Origin of the sequence: Maribacter thermophilus (assembly GCF_001020565.1) — a bacterium.
GTDB classification, from domain to species: Bacteria; Bacteroidota; Bacteroidia; order Flavobacteriales; family Flavobacteriaceae; genus Maribacter; species Maribacter thermophilus.
This window is the reverse complement of sequence record NZ_LDAS01000001.1, coordinates 3786026-3804396: the sequence shown is the minus strand read 5'-3', so window position 1 is coordinate 3804396 and position 18371 is coordinate 3786026. Positions and strand designations below refer to the sequence as shown.

At 38.8% G+C, this 18371-nt stretch carries 21 protein-coding genes; 12 read left to right on the top strand and 9 right to left on the bottom strand.

The window, feature by feature from the left end; all coding sequences use genetic code 11:
- Nucleotides 1–31 precede the first annotated feature (31 nt).
- The 4 genes from AB657_RS16565 (at nt 32) to AB657_RS16550 (ending at nt 1751) form a co-directional block, all read left to right on the top strand.
- Complete coding sequence (locus AB657_RS16565; protein WP_047247518.1) at nt 32–211, top strand: hypothetical protein; 180 nt, start codon at nt 32–34, stop codon at nt 209–211.
- 161 nt (nt 212–372) lie between these two features.
- Nucleotides 373–813 carry a hypothetical protein gene (locus AB657_RS16560; protein WP_047247517.1) on the top strand — a complete coding sequence of 147 codons (441 nt, stop codon included), beginning with the start codon at nt 373–375 and terminating at the stop codon, nt 811–813.
- Between the two features lie 169 nt (nt 814–982).
- On the top strand, nt 983–1411 hold the full coding sequence (locus tag AB657_RS16555; protein WP_047247516.1) for a GNAT family N-acetyltransferase: 429 nt from the start codon (nt 983–985) through the stop codon (nt 1409–1411).
- Between the two features lie 103 nt (nt 1412–1514).
- The gene (locus tag AB657_RS16550) at nt 1515–1751 is read left to right on the top strand and encodes a hypothetical protein (RefSeq protein WP_047247515.1); all 237 of its coding nucleotides are present in this window, start codon (nt 1515–1517) and stop codon (nt 1749–1751) included.
- Between the two features lie 3 nt (nt 1752–1754).
- Here AB657_RS16550 and hemL read toward each other — a convergent pair whose 3' ends face one another.
- Genes hemL through AB657_RS16535 form a run of 3 tightly spaced genes read right to left on the bottom strand, consistent with a single transcriptional unit; the run spans nt 1755 to nt 4793 of the window.
- Nucleotides 1755–3035, bottom strand: a complete 1281-nt coding sequence (gene hemL, locus AB657_RS16545) for a glutamate-1-semialdehyde 2,1-aminomutase (protein WP_047247514.1) — start codon at nt 3033–3035, stop codon at nt 1755–1757.
- Between the two features lie 7 nt (nt 3036–3042).
- Nucleotides 3043–3891 (bottom strand): glucosaminidase domain-containing protein, encoded by an 849-nt coding sequence (locus AB657_RS16540; protein ID WP_047247513.1) that lies wholly within the window; start codon nt 3889–3891, stop codon nt 3043–3045.
- A complete protein-coding gene (locus tag AB657_RS16535) occupies nt 3888–4793 on the bottom strand; it encodes a 1-aminocyclopropane-1-carboxylate deaminase/D-cysteine desulfhydrase (RefSeq protein ID WP_047247512.1) in 906 nt (301 codons plus the stop codon). The genes AB657_RS16540 and AB657_RS16535 overlap by 4 nt, the downstream gene beginning before the upstream one ends.
- Nucleotides 4794–5355: 562 nt before the next feature.
- Here AB657_RS16535 and AB657_RS18110 point away from each other — a divergent pair.
- Nucleotides 5356–5514 (top strand): DUF5522 domain-containing protein, encoded by a 159-nt coding sequence (locus AB657_RS18110; RefSeq protein WP_198146915.1) that lies wholly within the window; start codon nt 5356–5358, stop codon nt 5512–5514.
- A gap of 69 nt (nt 5515–5583) precedes the next feature.
- The gene (locus AB657_RS16525) at nt 5584–6159 is read left to right on the top strand and encodes a DUF4136 domain-containing protein (RefSeq protein ID WP_047247510.1); all 576 of its coding nucleotides are present in this window, start codon (nt 5584–5586) and stop codon (nt 6157–6159) included.
- Between the two features lie 56 nt (nt 6160–6215).
- Here AB657_RS16525 and AB657_RS16520 read toward each other — a convergent pair whose 3' ends face one another.
- Nucleotides 6216–6680: an Lrp/AsnC family transcriptional regulator gene (locus tag AB657_RS16520; protein ID WP_047247509.1), complete on the bottom strand. Its 465-nt coding sequence runs from the start codon at nt 6678–6680 to the stop codon at nt 6216–6218.
- Between the two features lie 166 nt (nt 6681–6846).
- On the opposite strand from AB657_RS16520, the gene AB657_RS16515 reads away from it, so the two are divergent.
- Nucleotides 6847–8604 carry an aromatic amino acid hydroxylase gene (locus AB657_RS16515; protein WP_047248056.1) on the top strand — a complete coding sequence of 586 codons (1758 nt, stop codon included), beginning with the start codon at nt 6847–6849 and terminating at the stop codon, nt 8602–8604.
- On the opposite strand, the gene AB657_RS16510 is transcribed toward AB657_RS16515, so the two are convergent.
- The 3 genes from AB657_RS16510 to alaS form a co-directional block, all read right to left on the bottom strand.
- Nucleotides 8591–9202, bottom strand: a complete 612-nt coding sequence (locus tag AB657_RS16510) for a DUF4230 domain-containing protein (RefSeq protein WP_047247508.1) — start codon at nt 9200–9202, stop codon at nt 8591–8593. The genes AB657_RS16515 and AB657_RS16510 overlap by 14 nt on opposite strands.
- Nucleotides 9199–10161, bottom strand: a complete 963-nt coding sequence (locus AB657_RS16505; RefSeq protein WP_047247507.1) for a GSCFA domain-containing protein — start codon at nt 10159–10161, stop codon at nt 9199–9201. Before AB657_RS16505 ends, AB657_RS16510 begins: the two co-directional genes overlap by 4 nt.
- Nucleotides 10162–10227: 66 nt before the next feature.
- Nucleotides 10228–12843: an alanine--tRNA ligase gene (gene alaS / locus AB657_RS16500; protein ID WP_047247506.1), complete on the bottom strand. Its 2616-nt coding sequence runs from the start codon at nt 12841–12843 to the stop codon at nt 10228–10230.
- A gap of 103 nt (nt 12844–12946) precedes the next feature.
- Here alaS and AB657_RS16495 point away from each other — a divergent pair, with 103 nt between their 5' ends.
- From AB657_RS16495 to AB657_RS16475, 5 genes are read left to right on the top strand one after another with little or no spacing between them, the layout of a single operon-like run.
- Entirely contained in the window at nt 12947–13924 is a 978-nt protein-coding gene (locus AB657_RS16495; protein ID WP_047247505.1) for a M23 family metallopeptidase, read from the top strand.
- On the top strand, nt 13924–14253 hold the full coding sequence (locus tag AB657_RS16490; protein ID WP_047247504.1) for a MerR family transcriptional regulator: 330 nt from the start codon (nt 13924–13926) through the stop codon (nt 14251–14253). The genes AB657_RS16495 and AB657_RS16490 overlap by 1 nt, the downstream gene beginning before the upstream one ends.
- Nucleotides 14254–14265: 12 nt before the next feature.
- Nucleotides 14266–14865: a LemA family protein gene (locus AB657_RS16485; protein WP_047247503.1), complete on the top strand. Its 600-nt coding sequence runs from the start codon at nt 14266–14268 to the stop codon at nt 14863–14865.
- A gap of 6 nt (nt 14866–14871) precedes the next feature.
- Nucleotides 14872–15309, top strand: coding sequence for a TPM domain-containing protein (locus AB657_RS16480; RefSeq protein ID WP_047247502.1), 438 nt, complete (start codon nt 14872–14874; stop codon nt 15307–15309).
- Nucleotides 15290–16075 (top strand): TPM domain-containing protein, encoded by a 786-nt coding sequence (locus AB657_RS16475; protein ID WP_047247501.1) that lies wholly within the window; start codon nt 15290–15292, stop codon nt 16073–16075. The genes AB657_RS16480 and AB657_RS16475 overlap by 20 nt, the downstream gene beginning before the upstream one ends.
- Before the next feature lie 62 nt (nt 16076–16137).
- On the opposite strand, the gene der is transcribed toward AB657_RS16475, so the two are convergent.
- Both der and AB657_RS16465 read right to left on the bottom strand, forming a co-directional pair.
- Complete coding sequence (gene der / locus AB657_RS16470) at nt 16138–17442, bottom strand: ribosome biogenesis GTPase Der (protein ID WP_047247500.1); 1305 nt, start codon at nt 17440–17442, stop codon at nt 16138–16140.
- A gap of 60 nt (nt 17443–17502) precedes the next feature.
- Nucleotides 17503–18213: a NeuD/PglB/VioB family sugar acetyltransferase gene (locus AB657_RS16465; RefSeq protein WP_047248055.1), complete on the bottom strand. Its 711-nt coding sequence runs from the start codon at nt 18211–18213 to the stop codon at nt 17503–17505.
- Between the last annotated feature and the right edge of the window lie 158 nt (nt 18214–18371).

The following is an 18371-nucleotide window of genomic DNA, read 5'->3' as shown; positions in this document are numbered from 1 at the left end:
GCTTAGAATCAAACAAAAACCCCCAACAACCATGAATAACAAAATAAAAAGCCTTATTTACCTCGGCTGCTTTATGATAGCAGCGGTCACTTATCATTTAGAAACCGATAGCTCTAAAAAAGAAGAGCCCCAAAAGAGCAAAGAAGTGGCTCAAGCCGATATTGTAATACAACCTTTTACAGAGAATTTAACTACCGAAGAGGTACAATAGATATCCTACACAAGTCTACAAAAAAGCATGGCCTACCGCCATGCTTTTTTTTGTTTTTACCATGTTACCCAAACAGTTAAATTATTACTAAAAGAAACACTGTCTTTAAACCTTTCTTCAAATAGACCGTCCTATTTACAAAACCCATAAAAATTATATCGATGAAAAAATTAGTAATGATAGCCGTTTTATTAACAGGTATGACGGCAATGGCACAAAGACATGACATGAGAGAAGGTAGAGGATCTATGAAAGACCTATCTCCTGAACAAATGGCTACCCTTCAAACAAAAAGAATGACTTTAGCACTGGATCTAACAGACGCACAACAGTCAAAAATGAAAACATTATTGACCAAAGATGCTGAAGAAAGAAAAGCCAAGATGGAAGAACGCAAAACAAAGAGGGAAAATGACGAAAAATTGACCGCAGATGAAAAGTATGCCATGCAAAACGAGCGTCTAGACAAACAAATCGCGCACAAAAAAGCCATAAAATCCATCTTGTCGGACGAACAATATGCCAAGTGGGAAAAAATGCAAAAAAAGAGAAGTATGGACAATAAGGGAAAAAAGAAGCGAGGTAAAGAAGCTAGAAGATAATATTAATTGTTTAGTGATTGTTTTAAAAAGGCCCTGCAATAAAAGCGGGGTCTTTTTTTTGCTTAAATATTTTATCATACCTTAAAAACAAAATATTTTCATTCATTATTTTACATAACTTGCCATTCTTACAGTAACATTTATCATAATTAAGACCCTATTTGTTTCTATGCACCCCATCACCAATGACCAATACCAAGAAGTTGTAGATTTATGGGAATCCTCGGTAAGGGCTACACACCATTTTTTAAAAGAAGAAGATATTCTATATTTTAAACCTTTGATCTTAGAACAATACCTAGATGCCGTTGAGCTTAGATGTTTTAAGGACCATGAAAATAAAATAATCGGTTTTTTCGGGGTTGCGGAAAATAATTTAGAAATGTTGTTTGTACATCCTGACCATATAGGTCAAGGAATCGGAAAAGCTTTACTAACATATGCTATCGAAAAATTCGATATCAAGAGAGTAGATGTAAACGAACAAAACGAAAACGCAGTAAGGTTCTATCAACATTTTGGTTTTAAAACTATATGTCGATCAGCCACAGACCCAACTGGCAAACCCTATCCCATATTGCATATGCAACTGAATTAGCCCCTTCAATAAAAGTATCAAAGTCTTCCCATTTTCAACAATCCGCTTTCTATTTTAAACAAAAAAGATGTACTTTAATAGCTACCTGTTAAACTGCACCGACATGAAAACAATGACTTGCAAACAATTAGGAGGGGCTTGTGAGATGAAATTTCACGCCAACAGCTTTGAAGAAATGGTAGAACTCAGCAAAAAACACGCCTCTGAAATGTTCTTAAAAGGTGATACCCCTCATCTTAAGGCAATGCAAGATATGAAAACCATGATGCAGTCGGCAAATGCCATGCAAGAATGGTTCCAAATCAAAAGAAATGAATTTAACGCTCTTCCGGAGCATTAATATTTACAGATCCAGTTTTTCGACCGCCTCTATGGTCTCATCCAAATCTTGATAAGAAAGTGCATCGTTCAAGAAATAACTTTCAAAAGCAGAAGGTGGAAGATACACCCCTTGATCTAGCATACCATGAAAGTAATTTTTAAAGGTCTCGTTATTTCCTTTGGCCGATGAAGCAAAGTCCACAACAGGTTCATCTGTAAAGTGAACAGAAATCATACTACCAAAACGATTGATCTGATAGGGCACATTCTTTTTACCTAAAGCCTGCGACAAACCATGGTGCAAGTATTCTGTTTTTTTCTGAAGACTATCGAATACTTCTGGTTTGTTGTTCAACTCTGTCAACATAGCCAGGCCCGCACTCATTGCCAATGGATTTCCACTTAAGGTACCCGCCTGGTAAACAGGTCCGTCTGGAGCTAAATAACTCATAATATCTTCCTTTGCAGCAAAGGCCCCTACGGGTAAACCACCACCAATTACTTTACCGAAAGTCACAATATCGGCATCGATTCCCAAAGCTTCTTGCGCCCCACCTTTTCCCAGTCTAAAACCGGTCATTACCTCATCAAAAATGAGCAGAATGCCATTTTTTGTACACAGTTCCCTTAGACCATGCATAAACTCATCCGTAGGTACAACACACCCCATGTTGCCAGCTATGGGCTCTATAATCACAGCTGCAATCTCACCTGCGTTCGCCGACACCAACTTGGCCACACTCTCTAAATTATTGTAATCGGCCAACAAGGTATCTTTGGCGGTACCTTGGGTAACCCCAGGACTATTCGGACTTCCAAAAGTAACGGCACCACTACCCGCCTGTATCAAAAAAGAATCTGAGTGGCCATGATAGCAACCTGCAAATTTTATGATCTTATCTTTTCCTGTATAGCCCCTTGCCAATCTAACGGCACTCATACAAGCTTCCGTTCCACTATTTACAAACCGGATCTTATCTATATTGGGCACCATGGAAACCGCCAACTTTGCCAAATCGGTCTCAATTTCGGTGGGCATACCAAAGGATGTTCCTTTTTGAGCCTTTTCTATAATGGCCGAAATTACAGGTTCATAGGCATGACCCAAGATCAATGGCCCCCACGAGGCAATATAATCTATTAGTTTATTACCATCTTCGTCGTACAGATAGGCACCTTTGGCCTCTTTTACGAAAATTGGATCACCCCCTACCGCTTTAAAAGCCCTTACGGGTGAATTTACCCCACCCGGCAAATATTTTTTTGCGTCGGCGAACAACGCACTACTTCTTTTATAAATCATCTATATATTAGTTTACGGAAGTGGTCTTTACCAAAAGTTTTTGACCAACGGAAAGTCCGGAATCCCTCAAATTGTTCATGCGCATAAGTTCATCTACCGAAACATAATAACGTTTCGACAAAGAATAAAGGGTATCTCCTTTTTTAACTATATGAATGGCATTGGTTTCCGTGTTTTTTATTTCACTTTTTTCATAAGCGATCTTGGCCCCTCCCTTATCATATTTGTACAGCTGATATTTTTCTATCAGATAAATCAATTTTTGGGGGTATTTTTTATCGGTCGCATAACCTGCCTTTCGCAAACCATGGGCCCATTTTTTATAATCGGTTACCCTGTAATCGAACAAAAATGCATACCTGTTTCTTGTTGTCAGAAACAAACTATGATCCCTAAATGAATACATAGGATGATTGTATTTTCTAAAACATTCCCCTTTGGCATCATCATCATGAAAGTCATAATCACCTTCCCATCCGGTATGGCACTTAATACCAAAATGGTTATTGGTCTTCATGGCCAATTCCCCTTTTCCGTAACCACTCTCCAACAAACCTTGGGCCAGGGTAATACTTGCCGGTATCCCATAGGTCTCCATTTCTTGTTGGGCTATTTCTGAGAAAGTATCTATGTATTCTGAAACCGTTTCTATCTTAAAGCGAACAAACTTACCGGAATCCTCTGGCAGCGAACCACCCGTCTTGTCTCCACTGCTTCGTTTATGGTGACCGGATTTTGACTTACTGCGTTCAGAAAGCACATTTTTGGTACGAAGATTATCTGAATAAGCCTTTTTAGATTTACATCCTACAGCTATTACCGCCAGTACCAAAAGTGTTAAAAATTTATTTTTCATATATCCAACAAAGGTAAATTTTTCTTTTGCAATACAGAATTCATACCAATAACCCCCTGTAATCCACCAGTATGTACCGCCAAAATTTTTGTTCTCGGAGCAAAATTATCATTCTTAATCATATCCAACAACCCATACATCATTTTTCCTGTATAAACGGGATCTAACGGAATTTCTGTTTCCCTTTTAAAAGTATTTATAAAAGTGATCAACTTTTCATTGACCTTGCCATATCCTCCAAAATGATATTCGTGTATTAAATCCCAATTTGGTCTTTGTGTCATTTTTTCTATCTCGGCACTAAGAAAATCCCCCTTTAATGCCGAAAAGCCCAATACCTTCTGCTCATTTTTTAAAGAATTGCTCAGTCCTGAAATGGTACCACCTGTTCCTACACAAACGGTTACAACATCAAACTCTTCATCATTTTCATTTAAAATTTCCTCACAACCCTTTATTGCCAAAGGGTTGGTGCCTCCTTCCGGCACTAAATAAAATTCACCGAATTCTTTTCTTAATCCTTTCAAGAATTCCTTATCGGTTTTATTGCGATAGAGCTCCCTACTTATAAATTTAAACTGCATATTGTTTTCAGCGGCAAATTTCAAAGTAGGGTTCTTATGCCACTTTTGCTCCAACTCTTCTCCCCGTATCACTCCAATGGCCCTTAGGCCGTTGTTCTTGGCCGCTACCGATGCTGCCGAAATATGGTTGGAATAAGCACCCCCAAAAGTTAACAAGGTATCATGGCCTTGAATTATCGCTTCCTTTAAATTATACTTTAATTTTCGGTATTTGTTTCCTGAAATGTATGGATGCAACAAATCTTCCCTTTTAACGGCAAGGGTTATCTGCTTTTCCTTTAAAAGGGAAAGGTTTAGGAATTGATTATAGCTTTGCAAACAGATTTATTTACGAATACAAAAGTATTTAATAAAGCTAAAAGGCCTTCGATTATCCAAATAATCATCACAATGTTCATTTGCATATGCCTCTTGCTCAAAACTTAGGTTTTGATATGCCTTATACGTATCCAAGTAAAAAACAGACCTTATTAACCATTCTGTTAGATACAGAATATAAAATGGTACTATGAGTAATTCTTGCTGTTGCCTTAAATGAATTTTTTCATGGTTAATAAGTTCTTTATCGAACTTAAGGGTATGGTTTTTTATAAAAATGAAGGGCCAAAGAGACAACCCTACATAGTTTTTATAAAAAAAATGTTTGAACACCAATATCATAGACAACGCTATTCTAGTCTTTTACAAATATAAATGATAAACACACCTGTTAAAAAGATACTGGATTTTATTGCCAACAAAACCGATAAACGCATCAAATATGTCAAAATAGCGTTAAACATTGGCCTTAAAAAGGATATTTTATTGGGTTATCAACATAAAAAAGTAATTTTAAGTATTATAAATCTCAATTGAAACATACAGAACCCATATTATTGGAATGAGAAACATACTCCCTATTGAAGAAGGAGATTTTTACTGGTCAGAGGATGGATACCGGGTTTTCACAGAACAGTACCACCTAAAACGAGGATACTGCTGCGAAAGTGGTTGCAAACATTGCCCCTATGGTTACGACCCAAAGACCAATAGCCAATAACAAAGGGGTTCGGCATGATTTTTGAGACTTTTTAACTGGAGAAAAATTCTTTAACGTAAAAATATTATTATGAAAAACTTTAAATTTCTGGTCCTGCCAATGCTAGCCGTTTTTATGCTCAGCTCCTGTTCTTCCATACAGGTACTTTCCGATTATGACCAACAAGCTGACTTTAACGGGTATAAGTCATACGCATTCTATAAAACAGGAATAGATAAAGCGCAAATTTCGGATTTGGATAAAAAACGTATTCTTAGGGCCATAGAGGCGGAAATGCAGTCCAGGGGATTTGTAAAGTCAGAGAACCCTGATCTATTGGTCAGCATTTTTACAAAGGAACAGGAAAGAGTTGATATCTATAATAACAATTTTGGCTGGGGCGGTGCCTGGGGCTGGGGTTACAATCCATATGCTTGGGGTCCTGGTTGGGGCTGGGGCTGGGGAGGCAACAGCGTAAGCACCCGAACTCAAGGGTCGCTTTATATAGACCTTATTGATACAAAAAGCAAAGAACTGGTATGGCAAGGAAAAGGCGAAGGCACCTTGGCCAATACCAATAATATAGAAAAGAAAGAACAACGTATTAAAGAATTTGTTTCTCAAATATTGGAACAATATCCACCCAATGCGGTGGCCTTAAAATAAGCGCATATCCATTATAATACAGAAATCCGTTTGATCGCTTGACCAAACGGATTTTTTTATAATAACGGAAAATGTTGACTGTTCTTAGCCTCATTTAACACAAAAGCACTCTTTACTGCCCCAATATTGGGCAATGAAGCAATTCTTGTTTTGGCAAAATGGTAATACGCATCAAGGTTCTTCACGGTCACCTTTAATAGAAAATCGAACTCTCCACCAACCACATAACATTCGGTAACCTCATTGAACTTAGAGACATTATCTAAAAATTCATCCATTAAACTTCCTTTCTGGGCATCTAAAGAAACAAAACTAAAAACAGTAATACTCTGTTCTATTTTATTAGTATCAAGTACCGCCTTATAATTTTTTATAAACCCTTCAGCCTCCATTCTTTTAATACGCTCGTAAACCGGGGTCTTGGTCAAACCCAACTGCCCCGCAATGGATTTTGCACCTGTTTTTGCATCTTCTTCCAGAATTTTCAAAATCTGCCTGTCTATGTCATCCAAGGTGTACATAAAATTTTTTCCTTTTAACCATACTAAAACTACATCAAATAAGACTTATTTACTAATAAATATACACAAATAAGTAAAAAATACTATTAATACATCAATGTTAAGGGATTTAAACTAAAAATATTATATTTAAGTATAAGTTTTTAATTCTAAATGAATGAAAATTATGAGTTACGAGAGCAATCCTATTCTAGATAAACTTCCCAAGCATCTTAAACAATACATAAAACCTCAAAACTATGAGGATTATACCGCTATCGATCAAGCGGTATGGCGATATGTAATGCGAAAAAACGTTGATTATTTAAGTAGGGTTGCCCACGACTCCTATATTCAGGGATTGGTTAAAACAGGCATTTCAATAAACGAAATACCTAACATGTACGGTATGAACCGAATTCTTAAAGACTTGGGATGGGCGGCCGTGGCCGTAGATGGTTTTATACCCCCGGCGGCTTTTATGGAATTCCAGGCTTACAATGTTCTGGTCATTGCTGGCGATATACGCCAACTAGAACATATTGAGTATACGCCCGCACCCGATATTATTCATGAAGGTGCCGGCCATGCACCTATTATAGCCAACCCTGAATATGCCGCTTATTTAAGAAGGTTTGGGGAAATTGGCAGCAAAGCCGTTTCCAATGCAAAAGATTTTGAACTATACCAAGCGGTAAGACATTTATCTATCATTAAAGAAGCAAAGGGTACCCCGGTCGAGGTTATTACCGAAGCAGAAAAAAAGGTGGAAGAATTACAGCAGAATATGGGTGAACCAAGTGAAATGGCCTTGATCAGAAACCTGCATTGGTGGACAGTGGAATATGGCCTAATAGGCACTTTGGAAGACCCAAAAATTTATGGGGCAGGATTGCTCTCCAGTATTGGGGAAAGCACTTGGTGCATGACCGATGCCGTACAAAAAGTTCCTTATTCCATAGAAGCGGCAAAAACCCCATTCGACATTACCAAGCCGCAACCACAGTTATTCGTTACCCCAGACTTTGCATTTTTGAGTCAAGTTTTGGAAGATTTCGCCAACACTATGGCCCTTCGTACCGGAGGGTTGAGAGGTATTCAAAAACTTATAGATTCAAAAGACCTGGGAACCATAGAACTTAGTACAGGGCTTCAAATATCTGGAAATTTCGAATATGTAATTGAACATGAAGGCAGCCCCGTTTACTTTCAAACAAATGGCAAATCTGCTTTGGCATACAGAGAAAAAGAATTAGTAGGCCAAGACATTAACCAGCATAAATCTGGCTTTGGGTCTCCTTTAGGACGCCTAAAGGGAATTAACCTCGCCATAGAAAATATGAGCCCACGAGATTTAAAGGCCTATGACCTTTATGAAGGAAATACTGTTTCCCTAAACTTTGAAGGCGGTGTTAATGTAACCGGAAAAATAATTACCGGAACCAGAAATCTTCAAGGAAAGATTATGCTCATTACCCTAGAAAATTGCAAAGTAACCCATAACAACAAAGTGTTGTTCGAATCTAACAACGAACTATACAATATGGCAATAGGAGAACATATTGTATCGGCTTTCAACGGTCCTGCCGATTTAAATAGCTTTGACCTTATGGATCACGAGCTCACCAAAACAATTACCGCCCCAGAAAACTCAGAGCAAAGTGAGTTATCTCGTCTTTACCAACAAATAAGAGACTACAGAGAGAAAAAAAACACGACCATTTCGCGAAACAAGGTATTTAAAGAAGTAAAATCAAAATACCCTAACGACTGGTTGTTACCTGTTGAACTTTATGAATTGGCCATAACCAATAACGACATTCAATTTGCGGAAGAAATAAAAAACCATCTAGAAAATATTAAACTGGACAACCCTAAGGTAGGCCATTTGATTGATGACGGTATTGCTCTTACAAAAAGTAACCTAGTAGCTAGCGCAAAGTAGGAAAGTCATTGGCAGTTTCTATAAGGGTACCTTCAAAAGAAAGGCGCCACCCCAAGGTATTGGTAAGTATGTAAAACTTGTGCAATTCGCTCATCAATCTATTCTGGGCGTTCGACTTTAAAGAAGAAGCCTCTACTTTCTTTAACAATGAAGCTTTTACATTTCTTTTTATGGTATTGTAATCACCGGCATCAAACGGATTCAGGTAATCTGCGGTGACATCGTAATACTCAAAATCGGGATTCAACTTAATTTCCGGTTCAGGTATACTTTTTATTATAAGTGTTTTCGATTCTTCATCGATTTCAAACATAATCTTATTTAGATCATAAGAGATCGTCACATCTGCATTAACCACCACCAAAGCTTTCTTTTCTGCCGTCAACAAGGCCCCGAACAGCTCTTTGGAATCTTTATAGTTATACACCTCCGAAAAATGGCCCTCGGTGACTACAAGCTTTGATACATTTTCTATTTGTTGCTGTATAAGCAAGGAATGTTCTTGCAGAATGGCCTTTGAACCGTTCTCATCCATACATGAACGAAAAATGAACACAGCCGCTAATGTTATCAAAACCCCGGCTACAAATCTTCTCATAAAGAACGGTTATCAAAATTCATAAATGGATATTCCGATTTAAGATAGGCAATTTTTTGATCAAGTACCTTTTGGAATTTTTTATGCGCTTCCGAATCAGGATTAAAAGGCCGGTGGCGTAACCCCCTTTCAACCTCAGCTACTTTTGCCATCGTCTCTTCGGCCGTATCCGATATCCATACATACTGGAATTTTTTCCAAATATAATCTATGGCCAACTCATTAGGATGCACCATATCTTGTGCATAAAAACGATAATCGCGCAACTCATCCATCATAATTTCATAAGAAGGAAAATATTGGCTATTGTTCGACTTTTCCACTACTTCATGTACAGCACTAATTAAATGTGCCTTGCTACGTTGATTCTCTACAAAACCATCCTTTAAATGACGTACGGGAGAAACCGTAAAAACAAAATTAGCCGTTGGATTTATATCCAAAATTGCACTTGTTATAGATTGAAGCGACCTTGTGATATCGGCTATCGACAACAATTTTTTTTGAAACTGTTTTTGGGGCACTTTATGGCAGTTCGCCACTACCTTCCCCTTTTTGATATCCTCATACACCCATGCAGTCCCTAGGGTAATTATTATATGGGAACCCTGACGAAGCCACTTGCCCGTCAATTCAATCGCTTGGTTCAGGCTGTTTAAAAGTTCTTCTTCGGTAACGGCACTTACATGGGAGTGCGCGTCAAAACAGTGCCATTGTTCGTTCAAATAAAAAATATCCGCTTTGGTATAGGTATACCCCTCTATCGCCTTTAATATCAAATTTTGAATGGACATAGGGTGAAACAATATTCCGAAGGGGTTTTGTTCCATTTGAAATTGATGATAGCTAAGTTTGTTTCCAACATTCTCAGAAAAACAAGACCCCAACAACAATATTCGACTAGCATAGTCGATTTGATGCTCCGATTTTAACAACGGTACTTGGGTCTGAAGTTTCATATATTTCTACTACTTCGCTGTTGGACGTATCCATATCTAGCACCGAAGTTAAATTGATTCGAATGCCTAAACCAAATACTCTTTTACTTTCTCAAGAGCCTCGTCTATACCTTCTGGTTTTTTACCTCCAGCTGTGGCAAAGAAAGGTTGTCCGCCTCCACCACCTTGGATAAATTTTCCAAGTTCACGAACTATGCTGCCCGCATTTAACTGCTTGGAAGCCACCAACTCTTTAGATATATAGCAAGAAAGCAACGCCTTACCATTCTGCTCGGTACCGAACAATAGAAACAAATCATCATTGTTCTGCCCCATTTCAAAAGATAGGTCTTTGATCCCTGCCGCATCTAAATCCAATTTTTTGGCCAAGAAACGCACCCCGTTAACTTCTTGCAGTTCTTTTAATAGGTCAACCTTAAGATTCTTCGCCTTGTCCTTCAACAATGCGGAAACCTGCTTTTTCAGTTGTGCATTTTCCTCCTGCAAGTTGGTCACGGCCTTTAAGGCATCCTGTGGGTTACCCAAAACCCCTTTTATTTCGTTTAAAAACCTATCGTTCTCTAAATAAAACCCTTTCACCGCATCACTGGTAATAGCCTCTATTCTTCGTATGCCAGCGGCAACAGCACCTTCCGATACTATTTTAAAATGCCATATATCTCCCGTGTTCTTCACATGGGTACCACCGCACAGCTCCACAGATTTACCAAATTTTATAGTCCTAACGGTGTCTCCATACTTTTCTCCGAACAGTGCCATTGCCCCAGCTTCCAAAGCATCTTTCATAGGAACGTTTCGCTCTTCTTGTAAAGGCAATTGCCCTTCGATCCTTGCATTTACGAACCTTTCTACCTGATCCAATTCTTCTTTGGTCATTTTTGCAAAGTGCGAAAAATCGAACCGCAAATATTTAGAATGTACGGCAGACCCCTTTTGTTCAACATGGGTTCCCAATATTTCCCGTAATGCCTGGTGCAATAAGTGGGTAGCGGTATGGTTGGCCTCTGTTCTATGTCTTTGTTTGGCATCTACTACCGCCCTAAAAGTACCTTCTAACTTTTTAGGTAAGGTTTTTGCAAAATGAACAATCTCATTGTTCTCTCTTTTAGTGTCTATTATATACACCACATCTCCGTTTGAAGCTTCCAAATAACCTTTGTCACCTACTTGCCCACCCCCTTCTGCATAGAAGGGGGTTAAATTAAATACCAATTGATATTGCTCCCCTTGTTTTTTGGAAACTATTTTTCTGTATTTTACGATTTTTACATCGGCCTGTAATAAATCATAGCCTACAAATTCTTGCTCTGTATCAAACTGCAACACCTTCCAGTCATCTTTTGACACCTCTGAGGCAGATTTAGACCTGTCCTTCTGTTTTTGCATGGCTTTGTTAAAACCGGCCTCATCCAATTTATACCCTTTTTCACTTAAAATAAGTGCAGTTAAATCTATCGGGAAACCAAAAGTATCATAGAGTTCAAATGCCTTGGCACCATCTACCGTTTCACCTTTTGTACCTTTTATGATGGTATCCAACAAAACCAAGCCTTGATCCAGGGTTTTAAGAAAACTATGCTCCTCTTCCTTTATTACGTTCTCTATCAACTGCTTCTGATCGGCAAGTTCAGGATAGGCTTCCCCCATTGTATGGGTTAAAACTTTCACCAACCTATACATGAAAGGTTCTGTGGTTTTCAAGAAGGTGAAACCGTACCGAACGGCACGGCGAAGAATTCTTCTAATAACATAACCCGCACCATTATTACTTGGCAATTGACCGTCGGCAATAGAAAAAGACACCGCCCTTATATGATCTGCAATAACACGAACCGCAATATCGGTTTCCTCATCCTTTCCGTATTCAGAGCTTGTAATCGCCTCTATTTCTCGTATTAGCGGTGTAAATACATCTGTATCATAATTAGATTTTACATTCTGCAACACCATACACAAACGTTCAAAGCCCATACCCGTATCTACATGTTTGGCAGGCAGGTTCTCTAAAGATCCATCGGCTTTTCGGTTGTATTGCATAAATACAAGATTCCAGATTTCTACCACTAACGGGTGATCTTTGTTTACCAAACTGGCTCCCGGAACCTTTTTCTTTTCCTCTTCCGAGCGTATATCTACGTGTATTTCCGAACAAGGTCCGCATGGCCCTTGATCTCCCATTTCCCAAAAATTGTCTTTTTTATTGCCCATGAGAATCCTATCCTCTGGTACAATTTTACTCCAAATAGAGTAAGCTTCATGGTCTTTATCCAATTTGTCGGCATCATCACTACCTTCAAAAACGGAAACATACAAACATTCCTTATCTATCTTAAAAACCTCCGTCAACAGTTCCCAAGCCCAAGAAATGGCTTCTTCCTTAAAATAATCACCAAAACTCCAGTTCCCCAACATTTCGAACATGGTATGGTGATAGGTATCTTTACCTACCTCTTCCAGATCGTTATGCTTGCCGCTTACCCTAAGGCATTTTTGCGTATCAACGACCCTAGAATTTTTTGGTTCGTTGATGCCCAAGAAAAATTCTTTGAACTGGTTCATCCCCGCATTGGTAAAAAGTAATGTAGGGTCGTCTTTTATTACCATGGGTGCCGAGGGCACTATTTTATGTTTCTTACCCTCAAAAAATGTTAAGAACTGTTTTCTTATTTCCTTGGAATTCATCTAAAATGCTAAGCTTTTACAAATTTTAACTGTTTATAGAAAACAATTTTTATATTTGTTTGTTACGTTAAAATAAACCACAAAAATAGGATAAAATCCCTTCATGTCTAAAGTTAAGTACTATTACGATCCGGATACACTTTCTTATCGAAAGATAGAACCCGAAAAATCTAAGCGCTATAGAAATATTGCTTTTTTCTTTTTAGGATCTTTTCTGTTTGGTCTCTTAGGTCTTATTTTACTTTTGAATACTAGTATAATTAATACTCCTAGGGAATTATCCCTACAGCGCGAGGTCAAGAACTACGAGCTTCAGTTTGAGCTTCTCAATAAAAAAATGGAGCAAATCGAAGAAGTATTGGCCAATATAGAGGACAGGGACAATAATATATATAGACTATATTTTGAAGCCAACCCCATACCCGAGGAACAAAGACGTGCCGGTTTTGGAGGAATAAATAGATATAAGTCTTTGGAAGGCTTCAACAATTCTGAAATGGTGATAGCCACTACCAAAAGGTTGGATATTATAAAGAAACAGTTGGCCATACAATCCAAATCTTTGGACGAAATCACAAAACTAGCAGAGGAAAAAGAAAAATTATTGGCGGCCATACCGGCCATACAACCTGTAAACAACGAAGACCTGACACGAATGGCCTCAGGTTATGGCTGGCGAACAGACCCTTTTACAAAAGTTAGAAAGAAACATTGGGGCATGGACTTTACCGCACCAAAAGGCACACCGATCTACGCTTCAGGTGATGGTGTTGTTGTAAGGGCGGACAATAACTCTTCTGGTTACGGAAAACATATACGTATTGACCATGGTTATGGCTATTTAAGTCTTTATGCGCATATGAGTCGATACAACGTAAAGAAAGGACAGAAAGTAAAACGGGGAGACCTTATTGGTTTTGTAGGAAATACTGGCCGTTCGCAAGGTCCCCATGTGCATTACGAGGTATGGAAAGACGGGCAGAGGATCAACCCAATAAACTTCTATTATGGCAGTTTGTCTCCAGAAGAATATGAGAACATGCTGAAATACGCCAATCAAGAAAATCAATCTTTGGATTAATGCAAGTAGAACTTCCCGAAAAAAGGTATTACGGTATTGGTGAAGTGGCCCGCGCTTTCGGGGTAAACACTTCGTTGATCAGATTTTGGGAAAAAGAATTCGATGTTCTTCAACCTAAAAAAAATGCAAAGGGAAACAGAAAGTTCACTCCCCAAGACATCAAAAACCTTCAATTGATATTTCATTTGGTAAAAGAAAGAGGCTTTACACTTGAAGGAGCCAAAACACATCTTAAAGAAGAAAAACAAAAGACCCTTTCCAATTTTGAGATTATACAGAAATTAGAACGTGTAAAGACAGAACTGATAAAAATAAAGAATCAACTATAAACAAACACTACCATGAAAAAAGGATTAATCGCATTAATAGTCTTAGCCGTCATAGCATTCGGACTCTACCAATGGGGCGTCGGCTTTAACAATAAGGCAATAGCCCTAAAAGAGACGTCTACAAAAACTTGGGCGAATGTAGAGAGTGCCTATCAAAGAAGAAATGACCTCATCGGCAATTTGGTAAAAACCGTTCAGGGCGCCGCCGATTTTGAAAGGGGAACCTTAACAGATGTTATCGAGGCCCGTGCAAAAGCGACCTCCATAAGCATTGACCCTACCAATATTACCCCTGAGCAATTAACACAGTTCAACCAGGCCCAAAGCGGACTTAGCGGGGCCCTAAACAAGTTATTGGTTACGGTAGAGCGTTACCCCGACCTAAAGGCTAACCAGAACTTTTTAGAATTGCAGTCTCAATTAGAAGGAACGGAAAACAGGATAAATGTGGCCAGAGACCGCTTTAATGCAACTGTTGAGCCCTATAATCTTCATATCAAAAAATTTCCAAATTCGATTTTAGCCGGAATTTTTGGTTTCGAAGAATTAGCCTATTTTAAATCAGAGGCCGGATCAGAACAAGCACCAGACGTAAACTTTGAATTTGATTGATAACAAATGTCTAAAGTTGAAGATTTCTTAACACCGGCAGAAGAACAAGAAATTGTAGAAGCCATCATTGAGGCCGAAAAAAATACTTCGGGAGAAATTAGGGTACATATAGAAGCCCATACCCGATCCAACCATTTTGAACGCGCCCAAGAAGTTTTCCACATGCTTAAAATGGACAATACCAAGGAAAGCAACGGGGTGTTGATATATGTAGCCGTTAACGACCGTAAATTTGTCATCTGTGGAGACAAAGGAATAGACCATGTAGTACCCGAAAATTTTTGGGACACTACAAAAGATGCCATTCAACGTAAATTTAAAGAAGGAAAATTCAAGGAAGGAATCATTGATGGTATTTTAATGGCCGGAAACGAGTTAAAAACACATTTTCCTTGGCGAGCAAACGACACAAACGAATTAAGCAATGAGATATCTAAAGGCTAGTCTTAGCTTTTTACTTTTTTTTAGCTTTCTTCAGTTATGGAGCCAATTTGAAATACCCGAAAAGCCCCAGAAAGAGACTAGTGTCTATGATTATATAGACCTTTTACCGGCTAGGCAAAGAGTCTCTCTAGAACAAAAGCTTATTACGTACTCCGATAGCACCTCTACCCAAATCGTAGTTGCTATTATTGGTAGTACCGAGAGTGAGAACATCAACTATCTAGGAGCGCAATGGGGACATAAGTGGGGCATTGGCCAGAGCGGAAAAGACAACGGAATATTAATACTTTTAGCCAGAGATGACCGCCAAATTGCCATTAACACCGGTTACGGGGTCGAGGGTTCCTTAACGGATGCCATGTCAAAAAGAATCATAGAAAATGTCATAATTCCAGAATTTAAAAAAGGAGATTATTACAATGGCCTTAATTTAGGTGCAGATGCCATATTCAAGGTTCTCACCGGTGAATTTAAGGAAGACCGTACTTTTAACAATGACAATGGTTTTCCCTTACCCGCCTTTCTCCCCTTTATCATATTCGCTATAATCCTAATTATTTTATGGAGCCGTAAAGACGGAAACAATAATGGTAGAGGAGGAGGAAAACGAGGCCTTAGCCCTTGGGATGTTATCATCTTAAGCAACATGGGACGTAGCGGTTCTTCCGGCGGTGGCTTTGGAGGAGGCAGCTTCGGCGGAGGCGGTTTTAGCGGAGGCTTCGGCGGAGGTGGTTTTGGCGGAGGCGGTGCCTCGGGAGGCTGGTAATACACCCGCAGTTTATAAACAAAAAAGGGTCTTTTTCAAAGACCCCTTTCCATATCATAAATTTATTTCTTTCGCATAAATACAGTCATCGGCACCCCGGTAAAATTGTATTTCTCTCGTATCTTATTTTCTAGATAACGCTTGTAAGGCTCTCGTACGTACTGGGGCAGGTTACAAAAAAATGCAAACTGCGGATATGGTGTAGGCAACTGCGTACAGAATTTAATCTTAACGTGTTTTCCCTTATATGCCGGAGGAGGATAGTTCTCTATTAACGGCAACATTACATCATTGAACTCCCTAGTCTTAATTTTCTTGCTTCTATTCTGGTATACTTCCACAGCTGTTTCAATAGCCTTGTAAATACGTTGTTTTGTCAATACCGAGATAAACAATATAGGAACATCAGTAAAAGGTTCTATGGCCTTTTTGATACGCTGGGTATATTGTTTCATCGTATTGGTTTCCTTATCCTCTACCAAATCCCACTTATTTACCAAAATAACAATCCCTTTATTGTTACGGGCCGCCAGCCAAAAAATATTCTCTACCTGCCCATCAAACCCCCTGGTAGCATCTAAAAGCAACAAACAAACATCACAATGTTCTATTGCCCTTACGGAGCGCATTACGGAATAAAATTCCAAATCTTCCTTTACCTTTGATTTTCTTCTAATTCCGGCAGTATCCACTAAATTAAATTCAAAACCGAACCTATTGTATTTGGTATCTATACTGTCTCTTGTGGTTCCGGCAATATCGGTAACTATATAACGCTCTTCTCCGATAAGCGCGTTTATAAAAGATGATTTGCCCGCATTGGGCCTTCCCACTACGGCAAACCTTGGAAGGTCGCTTTCTTCCTCCACTACATCGGGTAATTCTTTCACCAATGCATCCAACAACTCCCCCGTTCCACTACCATTTATGCTCGAAAGTGTATAATATTCACCTAGCCCCAAGGAATAAAACTCCACGGCATCTTCTTCCCTCATGGCGTTATCCACTTTATTAATGGCCAAAAACACAGGTTTGTTTACCCTTCGTAAAAGTTTCGCCACATCCTCATCCATTCCCGTAACCCCGGTTTCTACATCTACCATAAAAATGATAGCATCGGCTTCTTGAATGGCAAGTTCCACTTGCTTATCTATCTCCTTTTCAAAAACATCATCACTTCCCAGCACATAACCACCGGTATCTATCAGCGAAAATTCTTTTCCGTTCCAGTCGCTTTTACCATAGTGCCTATCTCTGGTAACGCCACTCACGGCATCAACAATAGCTTCCCTACGCTGAATTAATCGATTAAAAAATGTCGATTTTCCAACATTAGGTCTTCCAACAATGGCTACAATAGCTCCCATACTTTATAATTTGGGTGCAAAGGTAACAATTAAAGCACTGATTTAATTAAGGTAAGATTATTATTGCCCTATATATAAAGGAATAACATTGTTTTTTTTCTTTCTTGCAGACATGTAAGGCTCTCCTATTTCCCGATCTCTAATCTTTTTTGCAGGTGCACCAAAGGCCAAAACATGACTGTCGATATTACCCACCACCAAAGAGCCGGCCCCCACAACGGTATGGTTACCAACAGATATATCGTTTATTACATTAGAACCCAGACAAATTGCAGAATACTGACCCAAGATAAAATTACCTCCTGTACAGGTTTTAGGCGCAAGACTTGAAAAATGTTGCATAAAACCGTCATGCCCCAAAGAACTATTAGTATTCAAAATACAGAAATTACCTATAGTAGAATTGGAATTAACAATTACACCCGCCATTATCACGGTACCTGCACCAATCTCCACATCCTTTCCAATTTCGGCACTAGGATGAACAGCTGTTATATAGATAAAATTCGGCGCAATCTTATTAATTCGCTCCACTACAGTATTGCGCACCCAATTGTCTCCTATGGCCACAATGCCACCGTAAATATTATGTTTGTCTATAAGGTAAGGTAAATCAATTTCACTACCCAATACGGAATATCCATTTACTTTTGTACCCTTCTTCTTGAATGAATCAATAAAACCTACGACCTTATACTTGCCTTCTTTTTCAATACAATCTAATACAACACTACCGTGACCAGAGGCACCAAATATTACTACATTATGCATTTCATCGGGGTTTATGAGCATTTTGTCGATTGATTCAAAGATAGTTAAAGTTCTTACTCTTCAAAGGAAAAAGAACATTTTTTCAATAAAAATTATGACTCATATACAAAATGAAGACAGGTCGAAACATTTTTCCAAACACAAAAAATGCAGTCCTT